Consider the following 16,601-nt stretch of genomic DNA (forward strand, 5'->3'; position numbering starts at 1 on the left):
TCAATTTGTTCAAAAATAAAAAGCTTGCACCCAGTTAATACTGGATGCAAGCTTAAAAAACGTTTATTTATTTAGCATCATTGTAACGTTTACTTACTTCGTCCCAATTAACCACATTCCAGAATGCATCGATATAATCAGGGCGACGGTTTTGGTACTTCAAGTAATAAGCGTGTTCCCAAACGTCAATACCTAAGATTGGTGTAACACCTTCCATAACTGGTGTATCTTGGTTTGGCGTTGAAGTGATTTCTAAATCACCATTTTTGACAACTAACCAAGCCCAACCTGAGCCGAATCGGCCTGTAGCAGCTGCTTTGAACTGATCTTTAAAATCTTCAAAGCTGCCAAACTTTTCATTAATTTTATCAGCTAATTCACCTGTTGGTTGGCCACCACCATTTGGTGATAGTACTGTCCAGAATAATGCATGGTTAGCATGGCCACCACCATTATTACGTACAGCTGTTTGAATATCACTAGGTAGTGAATCTAAGTTTTGTAGTAATTCCTCGAGTGATTTGTCTTGAAGATCACTATGTCCTTCAAGTGCTGCATTTAACTTCGTAACATACGTATTATGGTGCTTCGTGTGGTGGATGTTCATCGTTTCTTTGTCAATGTGTGGTTCTAATGCATCGTATGCATATGGTAGTTCTGGTAGTTCAAATTTAGCCATTATTAAATCCTCCTTTACATAATACGGTGGAAGTTTTTCAGAATTTCCACTCAATTAAAAGATTATCAATCGCAATAAGTTTATGCAAGTTTTATGCCTTAATTTAACTTATATTAAATATTTACCACATGTTTTATCAGCTTAAACATTTAAGATTCAACTTAAATGTTCAGAAAAATATGGTAATATAGGGTTATTAAGGAGGAGTTATATGAAATGCACCTATACAATAACTGGATTCCCAGGATTTTTAGCTAAACATCTCATTCGTGATTTAGTTACTAATCAATATGTTTCTAAACTTTATCTGTTAGTATTACCTTCAATGAAATCTAAAGCTCGAAAGATGATTGAAACACTAATAACTAATTATGCCATTGAATATGAAATAATCGAAACTGACATTACTGAACCATCTTTAAATTGGGAACAATCTACATTTGAAAAAGTGAGCCATGATACCACTCACCTCATTCATTTGGCAGCCATTTACGACTTAGCTGTTTCATACGAGCTAGCCAATAATGTCAATGTTAACGGCACCCATCATATTAATCAATTTGCCAAAAGTTGTCCTAATCTAGAGCATTATGTCTATTATAGTACAGCTTTTATATCAGGTGATCGGGAAGGCGTTGTTTATGAATCTGATTTAACTCAGCCTGTTTCCTTTAAAAACCACTATGAACAAACCAAATATGAAGCAGAATTATTGGTTGAAGAGATTAAAAGTCATGTCCCAACCACCATTATTCGTCCAGGAGTTGTCATAGGTGACTCTAAAAGGGGTGAAACGGATAAGTTTGACGGACCTTACTTTATACTGAACACATTAAGCTCATTACAATACGCACCCATTTTGCCTTATATTGGGCAACATAAGGCTAGAGCTAATTTCGTCCCAATTGATTATATAGTAGCTGCTTCAATACACCTATTACATAGTGAAACAGCTATTAACAAGACTTTTCATTTAACAGATCCTCGTCCATATCAAGCACAAGCTGTTTATTCGATGATTACAAACCATTACTTAGGCAGACAACCAGTTGGTCGGATGCCATTTTCATTGGCGCGGTTCATGTTACAATTCGCGATTATACGTAAATGGCTTGGTATCGCGCAGGAAGCACTCGATTACTTTGTCTGCAACGTGTACCACGATTGTAGAGAAACGTTAAATGAATTAAAAGGAACTGGTATTATTTGTCCTGACTTAGCAACATATTTACCTCAGATTATTAACTACTACAAAAAACATCAGCACGATCAAACGAAACATGTTTCAATTAAATAACATTAAAAAAAGCTTATCTAAGATAAGCTTTAAAACAGCGGAGGAGGAGGGATTCGAACCCCCGCGGGCCGTAAAGCCCCTAGCGGTTTTCGAGACCGCCCCCTTCAGCCGAACTTGGGTACTCCTCCGTTGGTATTTGAATTAATATGGTGGACCCTGCAGGATTCGAACCTGCGACCGATCGGTTATGAGCCGATAGCTCTAACCAACTGAGCTAAGGGTCCCTGTTCACATGGGGCGACCGGTGGGGATCGAACCCACGCGTGCCGGAACCACAATCCGGTGCGTTAACCACTTCGCCACGGCCGCCATGTTTCTTTAATTATGTAATAATAGCGGCGGAGGGAATCGAACCCCCGACCTCACGGGTATGAACCGTACGCTCTCGCCAGCTGAGCTACACCGCCAATGGCTCCAGCGGCAGGATTCGAACCTGCGACCAATCGGTTAACAGCCGATTGCTCTACCTCTGAGCTACGCTGGAATATATGATCTCGTCACTAAGGACAGCGACGAGATTTAATTTACCATGTTACTGAGACCTTGTCAACACGATATGCATTATCTTTTTACAAAATGAAAATTGATGACAGGTAAAGAATGATTTCTTTACCTGTCAACTATTCAAACACTAAACTAACTTTCTTCTAAATCAACCTCTTGAGCAATGTTGGACGCATGATCACCGATTCTTTCAAGGTTACTAATGATATCGACGAAAATGATACCAGCCGTCCCGCTACATTTTCCTTCATTTAATCGAAGAATATGCTTTTTACGATAAGCTTTTTCCATTTCATCAATTTCATTTTCTTTCTTCATCACGTTTCGTGCTAGTTCAGCATCGTTATCTTCAAAAGCTTTAATCGCTTTTTCCACAGTATCAAGTGTTAAGCTGAACATTTCATTTAAGTCATCCATAGCATGTTCGGTTAGATTTACTTTGTTTGCAATTTTATATTCATTTAGTTCGATAATATTTTCAAAATGGTCACCAATCCGCTCGATGTCACGAACAATATCGACGACTGATGAATGAATGGCACTATCAGTTTCGTTAATATCTTCACTGGATACTTGTGTTAAATAGTTCGTAATCTTCTTATCAAGATTGTTAATCGCATCTTCAATCGAATAAGCAATTTCAGAGTGTTTCGATTGGTTTGTATTTAAATACTCACGTGATTCTTCTAAACCTTTGATTGCTAATTGACCCATGTGTAGTGATTCACTTTTGGCTTGTGAAATAGCCATTGAAGGTGACTGGGATAAAAAGATAGGGTCAAGATGCTGTGGTTTAGATTCAACGATTCTTTCTTCACCAGGAACAATTTTTGTCACTAAATACGCAATTAATCCAATGAATGGGAATTGTATAATTGTGTTTGATAAGTTGAATGTACCATGAGCAAAAGCAATCGTCATCTTCGGTCCTAATGATAATGCTGTTGCTAACGATTCAATTAATGCTGTAAATGGCACGAGTAAGATGATAAATAATGTGGCACCGACAACGTTAAAGATCACGTGTGAAGCGGCTGCCCGTTTAGCTGCAACACTGGAACCAATCGCAGCAAATACAGCCGTAATCGTTGTACCAATATTATCACCAAATAAAACCGGCAATGCAGCATCTAAACTTATAGCATTTTCAGTATATAAGGACTGCAGGACGCCTATTGCGGCTGATGAACTTTGGACAGCAACTGTAAAGAATGCACCGATTGCTGTACCAAATAATGGCACGTCACTCATGGTTACCGTAAGATTTTCAAACCATTGTAAATCTTGAAGTGGGCTTACGCCATCACCCATTAATTTCATTCCGTAGAATAGGGCTCCAAACCCAAACACTGTCTGACCAGCATAGGTGATTTTCTTATTTTTGAAGAAGAAGAGTAATAAGGCACCTAACGCCATGATTGGCAGAGCATACGCTTCAATATCAATACCAATAATAAATGCTGTAGCTGTAGTACCAATGTTAGCACCAATAATAACACCAATTGATTGCCTTAATGTCATAAACCCTGCATTTACCAAACCAACAACCAGAACTGTTGTTGCTGAGCTTGATTGTAGTAATACAGTTACAATTATACCTGCTAATAAGCCCATGAATGGGTTCGTTGTAAAACGGTCTAATATATCACGTAGCTTATCACCAGCTGAACGCTGCAGGCCATCGCTCATATATTTAATACCAAATAGAAAGATTGCTAAACCACCAATAAAAGTAAATATGATGTCTTGAATTGAAATGCCATCCATTTGTGTCACCTCGTAGTAAAAATTTTATCGATTGTTGTCTGAACACAACAAGCCTATTATGTTCTGTAATACATGTAAAAGTAAACCCTTCTTCGTTATTCTTTACACAATCTTTACATTACGAATGAAATACCCTATTTTCTCCTAATCTAACCGTTCAACCAATATTCTGGTCCCATCAACACTAATCACTTTTATCGTTTTACCTCGCTCAATCCATTCTGCTTGTGAAACAGCATCATAACGCTCGTCATCAATGACAATCGTTCCTGTTGGTCTTAGAACAGTCTCAGTAACCCCTGTTTTCCCAATCAATTTAGTGTGTGAATCATTAATCGAATTATAACCTTGATCACTTGTAAGTTGATCCTTTAAAGTCATTTTCCCCCACATTTTTCTTTTCGGTAATTTCGGCACCTTAAGTAAAATCAGGCTACATACGGATCCCAAAATAACCCCTGCAATACTATAAGAAGCAGATAATGCGTCTGGGGCAGCAAAAGCAATCGAAAAATTCAAGACAATAAATCCAATTATCCCTAATATCCCATCATTAAGAAGTTTTCCGTCAGCTATAATCATTCCCAAACCTACAGCAAAACCGATTCCTACCAAAATTAGATCTATCGATGATAAATTGGCCGAAAAATACATACCAATAGTAATAATACCGATTATGGCTCCTATCCCTTTCATCCTAATTAATATTTCACCGAAGAAGAAGAACATAGCTAATGTCGTTAGGGTAAACAAACTCATTACACTTTCCATATTATTTTCTCTCCCTTATTCATTTTATCTTTATTATAGCAGTCTGTCTGATTAGCATGTTAAACTATATTTGTGTTATTATCATTGATGAAACTATAAAAAAAGATTTTTTCCATCACAAAAGGAGAGTTGAACATATGTCTGCGATTACTCATCGTAAAGATACAAGACCTGTTCGAGTAGGAAATGTTGTGATTGGTGGGCGTGACGATGTCATTATCCAATCGATGACAACAACAAAAACACATGACGTAGAAGCTACAGTTAATGAAATACATCGTTTAGAAGAAGCAGGATGCCAAGTCGTACGTGTCGCTTGTCCTGATGATCGTGCAGCTGACGCAATCCCTGAAATTAAAAAGCAAATCAATATTCCTTTAGTTGTCGATATTCACTTTGATTACCGTTTAGCTCTTAAAGCCATTGAGGGCGGTGCTGATAAAATTCGGATTAACCCGGGTAACATCGGTAAGCGTGAACGAATCGAAGCTGTCGTAAATGCGGCTAAAGAAAAAGGTATTCCAATTCGAATTGGTGTTAACGCTGGCTCATTAGAACGCCATTTACTTGAGAAATATGGTTATCCAACAGCAGATGCCATGGTTGAAAGTGCTTTGCATCATATTAAAATTTTAGAGGATCTCGACTTCCATGATATCGTTGTTTCTCTAAAAGCTTCTGATATTCATTTAGCCAACGAAGCATATGAAAAAGCAGCAGAAAACATTTCATACCCAATCCACTTGGGCATTACAGAATCTGGGACCTTATTCGCTGGAACTGTTAAAAGTGCAGCTGGCCTTGGTGCTATTTTGAATAAAGGTATTGGTAGTACAGTTCGTATTTCATTAAGTGCTGACCCAGTTGAAGAAGTTAAAGTGGCAAAAGAGTTACTCAAATCATTTGGATTAGCATCTAATGCTGCAACACTTATTTCATGTCCAACATGTGGGCGTATTGAAATCGACTTAATTTCGATTGCCAATGAAGTTGAGGAATATATCCAAAAGATTAAAGCACCGATTAAAGTGGCCGTTTTAGGTTGTGCTGTTAACGGACCAGGTGAAGCACGTGAAGCTGATATTGGTATCGCTGGTGCACGTGGTGAAGGTTTATTATTCCGCCACGGGGAAATTATTCGAAAAGTACCAGAAGAGATTATGGTGGATGAACTGAAGAAAGAAGTCGACAAGTTAGCTGAAGAACATTATCAAAAACAACGTGAAGAACAAGAAGTATAATAAATAAGGACCCGCCAAAATAAATTGACGGGTCCTTATTTATATTAACGGAAATACAAATAATCGAATAAGAACTGCTACTAATGCTGCTCCAATAGCAATATTACCTAGTGTATTAGCACCACGACGTTTTGCATAAATCCCCATCACTATACCAATTAAAGCGAATAAAAATGTCCAAACAAAAAACGATATAAATGATGCACTTAAAGCAATCCATCCCCAACCAGCATCAACATGTTCTTCATAATGTGATTCCTTCTCTTCTTTTTTAATTTTATCTCTATCTAATTCATCTGGATTCATGGTTGCTGTATCACTTGCAAATTCTACATCTTGATCATTTTTATCGGTGTGACTGTCAACCATTTTGACGCCTGTTACGGGGTCATATGATTGGTTAAATCCATTGTTTTGTTCGAAATAATTATCATCTTGGCTATAGTCTTTTGGTTGTTGGTCGTCGTTGCTCATAAAAATCCCTCACTTTCTATAGCTTGTCTATAGTGTGTGAGGGATATCAAAAATTATGCAGTTGATTTAATTATTATAGGCGACGCTCCGGTTTTGTTCTGCCTTTTCTTGAATTTCAACAGCATACCAACTTTCAGCATGTCCATTTTCAGCTTGATATTTCTCCAATCCACCAATGCCACGGTGATAAGCTGTGAGAGCTTCATCCCAATTTCCATACTTTCCATATAAATGGTCTAAATAAACAACCGATAATTGGATACTATAATTTGGATTGAACAATAACTCTTTTTCATAAGGTAAATTAGCCATGTCAGCAATCCATGGCGCTGTATTTTCCATAAATTGAGACATGCCGTAAGCACGTCCGTAATCAGTTGGTGGACCAACTAATTCAGGATCAAATGTATCCCCTGTTTCTACTTTAAGCAACTCATATACAATAAATGGATCGATATCATATGCTTTAGCTTTTTGCACTAAAAATAATGCCCATGATTTATCAAATTTACCATTACTATCTTCAACCATATTGTTAGCTTGTTGTTCGACTTTTTCCCAACTTTGATATGAGAAATCTGCACTCCAATCTAAGTGGACAGATTGCATAGGTTCTTTTTCAGAAGTTTCAGCTTGTTCTTCTTCTAAACGATCATTCTCATCTTCCAGTTCGTCTATAGTACGTTCATAATACAAATTATTAACAATAAACGCTGTAACGATCAGGATAATTATAAGAAAGAACAAACCATAATGCTTTAACCTCATGTCGACATCCTTTCTCTGCCTGCTTGTATTGAAAATTATAATGAATAATTAAATGGCAATCTTAAAAATCTTTAAGACCAAGCAAGTATTTCGATTCCAAGGCACAATATTCCCTTATGAACATATTAATAAACATCACGACATAAGGAGTGACATGATGATTAAAGATTTAATTCGCAGACGTTTATATCAAGCAACATCTAGAGAAGTTGTACAATATAGTCATGAGTACGGGATACCACTAACAATGGAAGAAGCATCAGCTCTTCTAAATTTTATTAAAAATGAAAAAGTCGACCCCTTTTCTCAAAAGGATCGACTTAAAACGTTACAGTATATAGAATTACAATTCGGAAAAGAAAAAGCTCATGATGCAGAGAAATTATTAAACCAGTTAATTGACCAATTCAATATTCACCACTTAATGTAATTTACTGATTCATGATTTTTTCTTTTAAATCGGGATCAAAAGTCCCTACCTTCAACATTTCGATTTCATAACGATAAGGTGGTTTTTTATCTTTCTTATCTGTACCGACAAACGGTGTTTCCAAAATTTTAGGTAAATGAGCTAACTGGTCATGATGTACAACATAATGTAAAGCATTAAATCCAATATGACCGAATCCTATATTTTCGTGGCGATCTTTTTGGGCGCCACGTTCATTTTTACTATCATTCACGTGGATAACTTTTAACCGATCCAAACCAATAATCTCATCAAATTGCTTTAAAACACCATCAAAATCGTTGACTATATCATATCCAGCATCATGGATGTGACAAGTATCTAAACATACAGATAAACGTTCATTATGCTTAACTCCATCGATGATCTGAGCAATTTCTTCAAAAGAACGACCTACCTCTGATCCTTTACCAGCCATTGTTTCAAGAGCAATTTGAACATCACGATTTTCCTCAAAAACTTCATTAAGACCCTGAATAATTTGATTAATCCCTTGTTCTGCACCTTCACCAACATGCGATCCTGGATGTAAAACAATTTGTTTCGCTCCAATTGCCTCTGTCCGTTCAATCTCAGAACGTAAGAAATTAACGCCTAATTCATATGTCTCAGGTTTATTCGTATTACCAATATTAATAATATAAGGCGCATGAATAACGATCTCATCAATACCATGTTGATTCATATGTTCTTTTGCTACCTCTATATTCAGCTCTTCAATTGCCTTACGACGGGTGTTTTGTGGTGCACCCGTATAAATCATAAAAGTATCAGCGCCATATTCTACAGCTGCTTCACTAGACCCAAGAAGCATTTTCTTCCCACTCATTGATACATGTGATCCTAACTTCATTGTTTAATCTCCCTTCTTACCTTTCCCTTTGCGATATTGATCTCGTTTAAGCTCTTTTTTTACTTTTTCTTGTTCTTGTTTCATTTTCTTTTTATAACCTGGTTTAACTTGTTTTCTTTTTTTAACTTGTTTCCATGCTTTTTGATTTAGCTCGTTTTCTTGAGCTTCTCTCTTCTTACGTTCATTCCATTTCTTAACGGGTACCCACTCACCATTTTTAATATCATAGTTTTCAAATTGAATACCACGACTTTCTAATGATTGAATTAAAGAAAGATCATCCTCTTGATAAAAACTTACGGCTGTTCCTTCAAGACCTGCACGAGCTGTTCTTCCTACTCGATGAATATAGCTTTCTTCGTCATACGGCATCTCAGCGTTAAATACATGACTAACCCCTGGGATATCAATGCCTCGTGCTGCTAAGTCAGTAGCCACTATATATTCATACCGCAGTGATTTTAAATCTTTAAGGATACGCTTTCTTTCACGAGGTTTTAAGCCACCATGAATAATGCCTACTTCAAGCCCGTGATCCATAAGCTGATTAGCTAACTCATCTGCATGTTCTTTCTTATTAACAAATATCAAAGCAATATAAGGGTGAATAAGCTTAGAGGCAGCTTCAATCATACTAGCGACTTCTCGGTGTCTTAACGGGATCAACCGATGTTCTAATTGTTCTGGACTCAAAACATTTTCCTCAATTTGTATATGACTAGGGTTCGTTAAATATTTGTTTAAAAATGGTTGTAACCCTTTCGGTATGGTCGCAGAGAATACCATCGTCTGCACGTCCTCATGCATGCGATACAAGACTTCATCAACATCTTCAATCAATCCCAAATCAATTAACAAATCAGCTTCATCAATCACGACACTGTTTATAGTCGATGGATTAATCGTTTGAGATTGCATAAAGTCAAGTATACGCCCAGGTGTACCAACAATAATATGCGGAGGCTTTTGCATTTTTTGTTCTAATCGTTGTTTATCAGTACCTCCAATGACTAATTTCGATGTCCAAGCTTCATTAGATAAAGAAATCATTGTTTTAACTTCTTCATAGATCTGCATCGCTAATTCTCTTGTTGGTGTAATAATGATCTTCTGTGTTTCTTGACGGTCCTCATCAACTTGATCACATAACGGTATTAAATAAGCATGTGTTTTACCTGTTCCCGTTTGTGATTGTCCAATGATGTTGTGTCCTTTTAATGCTTTAGGAATGACGCGGTGTTGAATATCAGTTGAGTAATTAAACCCTAGCTGATTGATCATTCCTAGCATTTCATGTGATAAATCATATGATTGAAAATAATGTTTCATAGTTATCCGAACTCCTTTTCTTTCTAAAACCAATTATAAACGACACGCTTTACAAATGCTACTCATTCAAAGATTTTGTCAAAGTGAGCTATAACGATTATAATAGCGAATAGAGATATATACATGAGGAGGCCATATTGACATGGAAGTCATTAAAATTGCGCCAAGGGGATATTGTTACGGGGTGGTTGATGCCATGGTTATTGCCAGTAATGCAGCAAAAGACCAAAACCTACCACGCCCAATTTATATACTCGGCATGATTGTTCATAATAGTCATGTTACACAAGCGTTTGAAGATGAAGGTGTTGTAACACTTGATGGTAAAGATAAAACACGTGAAGAATTATTGAAAGATATTGATGAAGGAACAGTTGTATTCACAGCACACGGTGTATCTCCCGAAGTTAAACAAATCGCGGAAGAAAAAGGGTTGACTGTTTTAGATGCCACATGCCCTGATGTCACAAGAACCCATGACTTAATTCGTGAACATGTAAATAATGGTTATGAAATTGTTTATATTGGAAAGAAAGGTCATCCTGAACCAGAAGGCGCTGTTGGTGTTGCGCCAGATCATGTCCATCTAATTCAATACGATGAAGAAGTTGAAGACCTTGATTTACCAGCAGATTCAAAAATACTCGTAACAAATCAAACCACCATGAGCCAGTGGGATGTTTACGATACGATGCTCAAAGTCCAAGAAAAATATCCACAAACTGAGATCGAACAAGAGATATGTATGGCAACGCAAGTACGACAAGAAGCAGTTGCAGAACAGGCAAAAGACGCTGATTTAACCTTAGTTGTCGGGGATCCAAAAAGTAATAACTCCAACCGATTAGCTCAAGTATCTAAAGAAAAAGCAGGTACAGAAGCTTACCGAATTGCTGATGTTTCTGAAATTCAGCTAGAATGGTTAGATCAATGTGAAACCGTAGCCGTTACAGCAGGTGCATCAACACCAACACCAATTGCCAAAGAAGTTATTAAATTCATCGAACAATACGATCCTAAGAGCGAAGATACTTGGGATATAACAAGTAAAGTTACGAAACAAAAGATTCTACCGAAAGTTAAACCTAAAAAACGCGTTTAACTTAACCGATTCATAACACAAAAGAACCCCAACCTGATTCAATTAAAATCAGGTTGGGGTCTTTTTATCCATCAATCACTCATAACTAGTGATTGATTATTAAGTGCTTTTTGATTTCGTGATTGTTACATCACAAAACAAAAAATTCATTTATTCCCACTCAATTGTAGCAGGTGGCTTACTTGTAATGTCATACACAACTCGGTTGACATGGCTCACTTCATTCGTGATTCGATTAGAGATTTTCTCTAGAACCTCCCATGGTAATCGAGCCCAATCTGATGTCATACCATCGACTGATGTCACAGCTCGAATCGCAACAGTATGATTATAAGACCTTTCATCTCCTTGGACGCCTACACTTTGAACGCCCGGTAATGCCGTGAAGTACTGCCACACATCACGTTCTAGATCATTTATTTTGATCTCTTCACGCAAAATAGCATCCGATTCCCTTACAATCTCCAATTTTTCCTGTGTAATTTCACCTAAAACACGAATGCCTAAACCTGGACCAGGAAAAGGCTGACGCCAAACAATATGTTCTGGGACACCTAGTTCTTCTCCTAATCGTCTCACTTCATCTTTAAATAAAGCTTTTAATGGTTCAATTAACTCTAAATTCATATGTTCAGGTAATCCGCCAACATTATGGTGAGATTTAATCGTTTGTGCTGTCTCAGTTCCACTTTCTATAATGTCAGTATATAACGTCCCTTGTGCTAAATAGTCAATATCCGTTAACTGATCCGCTTGTTCATCAAATACTTCTATGAACTCATTACCGATAATTTTCCTCTTTTTCTCAGGATCAGATACACCTGATAATTTATCTAAAAACCGATCTTGAGCATCTACTTTAATGACATTGATATGAAAGCCTTCCTCAAACATTTTCATCACGTCGTCTGCTTCGTTTTTCCGTAATAAACCATGGTCGACAAAAATACAAGTTAATTGATCGCCAATTGCTTTGTGTAATAATACAGCCACAACAGATGAATCAACACCGCCACTTAATGCACATAAAACATGACGATCTTGAACTTCTTCACGGATTTTTTCTATTTGCATCTCAACAACATGATCCATCGTCCACTCACCTTGGCAACCACAGACATCAAAAACAAAATGTTTCAAAATATCATTGCCATGCTCCGTATGGTTTACCTCAGGATGAAACTGAACACCATAAAATGATTTTGATTCATGACTAAATGATGCTATTGGACACGATTCATTGATTGCATTAACCTCAAACCCACGAGGAACTTCAGTCACTAAATCACCATGACTCATCCAAACAGTCTGTTGATCAGGTAAGCCTTCAAAAAGTTTCGAGGAAACATTGACTTCAATAGACGCTTTACCATACTCACGGTTCGAAGCTTTTTCAACAGTACCACCTAATTGATGAGCCATTAACTGCATTCCATAACATATACCTAAAATTGGAATGTCTAATTCAAATATGGCTTCATCCACTTGGGTGGCATTGGAATCATAAACGCTTCCAGGGCCACCAGATAAAATAATGCCACTTGGATTTAACTCCTTTAATTCATGTGCTGTTAAGCGGTTGGAATGTAATTCACTATACACCCCGATGTCTCTTAATCTTCGAGTGATTAGTTGGTTATATTGACTGCCATAATCTAATACAATTACTTTTTCCTTAATGGTTGTCATATCATTATCCCCTTTTGATTAACAAAAAAATACAATTCAACCTTTCAAAATTAATATGAAGGCAGAATTGTACAGAACAACCCACCTTCATAGTCCAGTTGTTTAAGGCAACTCGGTAGAAACACTTACGCCATATTCGTAAGTCTATATGAAAGCAACGGTTAAATTATATAATTGTTAATCGTGTGTTAAGTCTTTTCGTTAAACCGAATAATTCGGCGCTTCTTTTGTTACTTGTACATCATGTGGATGGCTTTCTTTTAGACCTGCACCTGTAATTTTGATAAATTGAGCTTCTTCTCTTAATTCGTCTAAAGTAGGTGAACCACAATATCCCATGCCAGACTTCAGGCCGCCAATCATTTGATAAAGGGTATCGGCAACAGGGCCTTTATAATCAACTCGACCTTCGATTCCTTCAGGAACAAATTTCTTATTATCCTCCTGAAAGTATCGATCATGACTCCCTTTTTCCATAGACGCAACAGATCCCATACCTCGATACGTTTTAAATCGACGTCCTTGATAGATTTCAATATCGCCAGGGCTTTCTGTTGTGCCAGCTAGCATGCTGCCAAGCATCACCGCGTGAGCACCAGCTGCAAGAGCTTTAACAATGTCACCTGAATATTTAATTCCACCATCCGCAATCACTGGAACTTGATGCTTCCGAGCTTCACTCGCACAATCAAATACTGCAGTGATTTGTGGAACACCAACACCTGCGACTACACGTGTCGTACAAATCGATCCAGGGCCAATGCCTACTTTAATAACGTCCGCACCTGCTTCAATCAATGCTTTTGTACCTTCAGCAGTTGCAACATTACCTGCAATAATATTCATGTGAGGGTACTGCATGCGAATCATACTGATAGTGTCAAGCACTCCTTGTGAGTGACCATGAGCTGTATCAATAACTAATGCATCGACGCCGGCATTGACTAATTTCTCAATTCGTTTTGACGTATCACCTGAAACACCAACAGCTGCAGCAACGAGTAAGCGTCCTGCTGAATCAACAGCTGAATTAGGATACTCAATGTCCTTCTCCAAGTCTTTAATCGTAATTAACCCTTTTAAAACTTGATGTTCATCCACTAATGGCAATTTTTCTATTCGATGTTTTTGTAAAATATGGCCGGCTTCTTCTAACGTTGTATCAACCGAAGAAGTAACAAGCCCGTCTTTTGTCATGACATCAGATATAGCAATCGAATAATCATGAATGAAACGAAGATCGCGGTTCGTAATAATGCCTACAAGCTTCAGCTCTTCCTTGTTATTCACAATTGGAACGCCAGATATACGATACTTGCCCATCAAGTGCTCTGCATCATACACCTGATGTTCTGGTGTTAAGTAAAATGGATCTGTAATAACACCGCGTTCTGACCGTTTAACTTTGTCAACTTGATCAGCTTGTTCTTCAATTGACATGTTTTTGTGGATGACGCCTAAACCACCATGCCTTGCCATTGCAATGGCCATATCAGCTTCAGTGACAGTATCCATACCTGAACTGATCATTGGTTTTTGCAAGGATAAAGATGGTGTTAATGCTGTTGATACATCCACTTGATTAGGTATCACATTAGATACTGCTGGCAAGAGTAAAACATCATCAAATGTTAACCCTTCTTTCGCAAATTTGTTCTCCCACACGATTAACTCATCTCCTTTTTTACAACTATTCATCTTAACTATATAACTCAGTTCATAAAAGATATATAGGCAATGATAAATATTAAAAGTAGATTAACAATCGCGTCAGTACATGTCAATGAACTTAAAACAAGTAAAAAGATTTCAAATATTTAAATATTAATCACCAAGAAATTGAAATGGCTCTGTCATTTGATTAGAACTAACAAACGACACATCATAACCTTTTGCTTCAGTGCGGGCCACTAATTCGCTCTTTAAGCCATCTTTCATCACTTCTTCAACATGATGTCCAGGGTCGATCATTCCAAGTCCCATTCCTAAAGCATCATGCGCTGTGTGGTAATAAACATCACCTGTAATCAGCACATCAGCGCCCTGCCGTTTTGCTTGATGTATAAATTTATTACCGTCACCACCGATTACTGCAACTTTTTTAACCTTTTTATTAGAACGGCCTACAAATCGGAGTTGGGGAACATTAAAGGCTTTCTTAACTGTTTGAGCAAATTGCTCTAATGTCGTTGTTTCATTTAGTGTTGCAATACGACCAAGACCTAACGGTTCACCATCAAGCTCTAAAGGATAAACATCGTAAGCCATTTCTTCATAAGGGTGTGCCTTGTTAGCTTGATCGATCACATCTTGTAATATAGAAGATGGAACGACTGTTTCCATACGTAATTCCTGTACTTTTTCTAATTCATCTGTAGAGCCAATATAAGGATTGGTTCCTTCTTGTGGTTTAAATGTACCAAACCCTTCACTATTAAAGGTACAATGACTATACTCACCTATATGACCTGCTCCTGCTTCAGCTAAGGCATTTCGCAATTCATCTTCATGTGATGTTGGTACAAAAACAACCATTTTATACAAAGTGTCTTGCGTAGTTGGGACCACAACACCTTCTGGTTGTAATCCTAATTGTTCCATCAACCAATCATTCACCCCACCTTGTGTAATATCTAAATTCGTATGGGCTGCATATACAGTAATGTCATGCTTGATTAGTTTATTAATGATTTTCCCTTTTTCATCATTCATATTAATCGATTTTAAAGGTTTAAAAATAAATGGGTGATGAGCAATAATTAAATCAACGTTTTGTTTAATTGCTTCATCGACTACGTTTTCTAGTACGTCTAACGTGATCATGACCTTTTCAACAGAACTATTTAAGTCACCAACTTGTAAGCCAATCGGATCGCCCTCAAAAGCTAAACTTTTCGGTGCAAAAGATTCTAATAAATTAATAATATCTTTTGCTTGTACCTTCTGTGTCATAGCTCCAACGCCTCCTCAATCCATAGTAACTCTTCTTGATACCGTTTGATTTTTTCTAGATTTGGTTCTTTAGCTTTACACATCTCATCGACAACGAGTTGTTGTTTTTTATAGGCACGAAGCCATTTCTCATAAAACGCTTGATTGGGTTGTTTCAGCATCAGTGGTCCTAAATAAATTTCTTTTTTTGAATAATGCACTGATGAATCACTATGCTTTAGCACTATTATATCGTAATAATACCCATCTTCTTCGAGCACATTTTCATATTCTATATTGTAACCATAATCTTGGGCAAACTGCCTAATCAAATGGGCATCTATATTCGGTTGCAAAATAAGGGTTTCTTGACCATTCAATTTAGATAGACCGTCAGTTAAAATATGCGTGATCAAAGCCCCACCCATCCCTGCTATCGTTACACAATCAACTTCTCCAAAATCAATGACAGATAAACCGTCGCCTAAGCGAACATCGATTTGATCACTTAATTGCCAATGATTGACCTGGTTTAAAGCTGCTTGCATAGGCCCATCATTGACTTCTCCAGCAATTGCCTTTAGATCGGCATTCTCAAGGCAGATTTGACATGGTAAATAAGCATGATCTGAACCAATATCAGCAAGTACATTACACGATTGCGGTATAAGTTGTTTTACTGTATTTAAACGTTTTGATAAAGGAATCGTCTTCATTATGAATCTCC

General features: G+C 37.3%; 15 protein-coding genes, 5 tRNA genes and 1 riboswitch. Of the genes, 4 read left to right on the forward strand and 16 right to left on the reverse strand.

Translation table 11 applies throughout. The features are described from left to right. Window positions 1–67: 67 nt before the first annotated feature. Complete coding sequence (locus J2S77_RS02920) at window positions 68–679, reverse strand: superoxide dismutase (protein ID WP_306974487.1); 612 nt, start codon at window positions 677–679, stop codon at window positions 68–70. A gap of 211 nt (window positions 680–890) precedes the next feature. Here J2S77_RS02920 and J2S77_RS02925 point away from each other — a divergent pair, with 211 nt between their 5' ends. Beyond that, complete coding sequence (locus J2S77_RS02925; RefSeq protein WP_306974488.1) at window positions 891–1,976, forward strand: SDR family oxidoreductase; 1,086 nt, start codon at window positions 891–893, stop codon at window positions 1,974–1,976. Between the two features lie 38 nt (window positions 1,977–2,014). Here J2S77_RS02925 and J2S77_RS02930 read toward each other — a convergent pair. From J2S77_RS02930 to J2S77_RS02960, 7 genes are all read right to left on the reverse strand, one after another. After that, window positions 2,015–2,104, reverse strand: a tRNA-Ser gene (locus tag J2S77_RS02930). A gap of 19 nt (window positions 2,105–2,123) precedes the next feature. Next, window positions 2,124–2,200: transfer RNA gene (locus tag J2S77_RS02935), tRNA-Ile, on the reverse strand. Window positions 2,201–2,209: 9 nt separating this feature from the next. After that, window positions 2,210–2,285, reverse strand: a tRNA-His gene (locus tag J2S77_RS02940). Window positions 2,286–2,309: 24 nt separating this feature from the next. Then, window positions 2,310–2,383: transfer RNA gene (locus tag J2S77_RS02945), tRNA-Met, on the reverse strand. A 2-nt stretch (window positions 2,384–2,385) separates the two neighbouring features. Then, window positions 2,386–2,460 (reverse strand) — tRNA-Asn (locus J2S77_RS02950). A gap of 152 nt (window positions 2,461–2,612) precedes the next feature. Then, on the reverse strand, window positions 2,613–4,247 hold the full coding sequence (locus J2S77_RS02955; protein ID WP_306974489.1) for a Na/Pi cotransporter family protein: 1,635 nt from the start codon (window positions 4,245–4,247) through the stop codon (window positions 2,613–2,615). 144 nt (window positions 4,248–4,391) lie between these two features. Next, window positions 4,392–5,018, reverse strand: coding sequence for an NfeD family protein (locus J2S77_RS02960; protein ID WP_306974490.1), 627 nt, complete (start codon window positions 5,016–5,018; stop codon window positions 4,392–4,394). A gap of 137 nt (window positions 5,019–5,155) precedes the next feature. On the opposite strand from J2S77_RS02960, the gene ispG reads away from it, so the two are divergent. Continuing rightward, window positions 5,156–6,259, forward strand: a complete 1,104-nt coding sequence (gene ispG / locus J2S77_RS02965) for a flavodoxin-dependent (E)-4-hydroxy-3-methylbut-2-enyl-diphosphate synthase (protein ID WP_306974491.1) — start codon at window positions 5,156–5,158, stop codon at window positions 6,257–6,259. A gap of 39 nt (window positions 6,260–6,298) precedes the next feature. Here ispG and J2S77_RS02970 read toward each other — a convergent pair whose 3' ends face one another. Continuing rightward, window positions 6,299–6,733 (reverse strand): threonine/serine exporter family protein, encoded by a 435-nt coding sequence (locus J2S77_RS02970; RefSeq protein ID WP_306974492.1) that lies wholly within the window; start codon window positions 6,731–6,733, stop codon window positions 6,299–6,301. 66 nt (window positions 6,734–6,799) lie between these two features. Further along, the gene (locus J2S77_RS02975) at window positions 6,800–7,501 is read right to left on the reverse strand and encodes a lytic transglycosylase domain-containing protein (RefSeq protein WP_306974493.1); all 702 of its coding nucleotides are present in this window, start codon (window positions 7,499–7,501) and stop codon (window positions 6,800–6,802) included. Window positions 7,502–7,658: 157 nt separating this feature from the next. On the opposite strand from J2S77_RS02975, the gene J2S77_RS02980 reads away from it, so the two are divergent. Further along, window positions 7,659–7,931, forward strand: a complete 273-nt coding sequence (locus J2S77_RS02980; RefSeq protein ID WP_306974494.1) for a DUF2624 family protein — start codon at window positions 7,659–7,661, stop codon at window positions 7,929–7,931. A gap of 1 nt (window position 7,932) precedes the next feature. Here J2S77_RS02980 and J2S77_RS02985 read toward each other — a convergent pair whose 3' ends face one another. Together J2S77_RS02985 and J2S77_RS02990 are read right to left on the reverse strand one after the other, a co-directional pair. Beyond that, complete coding sequence (locus J2S77_RS02985; protein ID WP_306974497.1) at window positions 7,933–8,823, reverse strand: deoxyribonuclease IV; 891 nt, start codon at window positions 8,821–8,823, stop codon at window positions 7,933–7,935. Between the two features lie 3 nt (window positions 8,824–8,826). Then, window positions 8,827–10,152 carry a DEAD/DEAH box helicase gene (locus J2S77_RS02990; RefSeq protein ID WP_306974499.1) on the reverse strand — a complete coding sequence of 442 codons (1,326 nt, stop codon included), beginning with the start codon at window positions 10,150–10,152 and terminating at the stop codon, window positions 8,827–8,829. Between the two features lie 142 nt (window positions 10,153–10,294). On the opposite strand from J2S77_RS02990, the gene J2S77_RS02995 reads away from it, so the two are divergent. Continuing rightward, a complete protein-coding gene (locus J2S77_RS02995; RefSeq protein ID WP_306974501.1) occupies window positions 10,295–11,254 on the forward strand; it encodes a 4-hydroxy-3-methylbut-2-enyl diphosphate reductase in 960 nt (319 codons plus the stop codon). A gap of 150 nt (window positions 11,255–11,404) precedes the next feature. Here the strand turns inward: J2S77_RS02995 and guaA are convergent, their stop codons facing one another. From guaA to J2S77_RS03015, 4 genes are all read right to left on the reverse strand, one after another. Then, window positions 11,405–12,943 (reverse strand): glutamine-hydrolyzing GMP synthase, encoded by a 1,539-nt coding sequence (gene guaA, locus J2S77_RS03000; RefSeq protein ID WP_306974503.1) that lies wholly within the window; start codon window positions 12,941–12,943, stop codon window positions 11,405–11,407. A 70-nt stretch (window positions 12,944–13,013) separates the two neighbouring features. Further along, window positions 13,014–13,115: riboswitch (purine riboswitch) on the reverse strand. A 29-nt stretch (window positions 13,116–13,144) separates the two neighbouring features. Then, window positions 13,145–14,608 (reverse strand): IMP dehydrogenase, encoded by a 1,464-nt coding sequence (gene guaB, locus J2S77_RS03005; RefSeq protein WP_306974504.1) that lies wholly within the window; start codon window positions 14,606–14,608, stop codon window positions 13,145–13,147. 159 nt (window positions 14,609–14,767) lie between these two features. Then, window positions 14,768–15,895 carry a Nif3-like dinuclear metal center hexameric protein gene (locus tag J2S77_RS03010; protein WP_306974506.1) on the reverse strand — a complete coding sequence of 376 codons (1,128 nt, stop codon included), beginning with the start codon at window positions 15,893–15,895 and terminating at the stop codon, window positions 14,768–14,770. After that, the gene (locus J2S77_RS03015; protein ID WP_306974507.1) at window positions 15,892–16,590 is read right to left on the reverse strand and encodes a tRNA (adenine(22)-N(1))-methyltransferase; all 699 of its coding nucleotides are present in this window, start codon (window positions 16,588–16,590) and stop codon (window positions 15,892–15,894) included. The genes J2S77_RS03010 and J2S77_RS03015 overlap by 4 nt, the downstream gene beginning before the upstream one ends. Window positions 16,591–16,601: the final 11 nt, after the last annotated feature.

The organism is Alkalibacillus salilacus, from assembly GCF_030812915.1.
Classification (GTDB): Bacteria; Bacillota; Bacilli; order Bacillales; family Alkalibacillaceae; genus Alkalibacillus; species Alkalibacillus salilacus.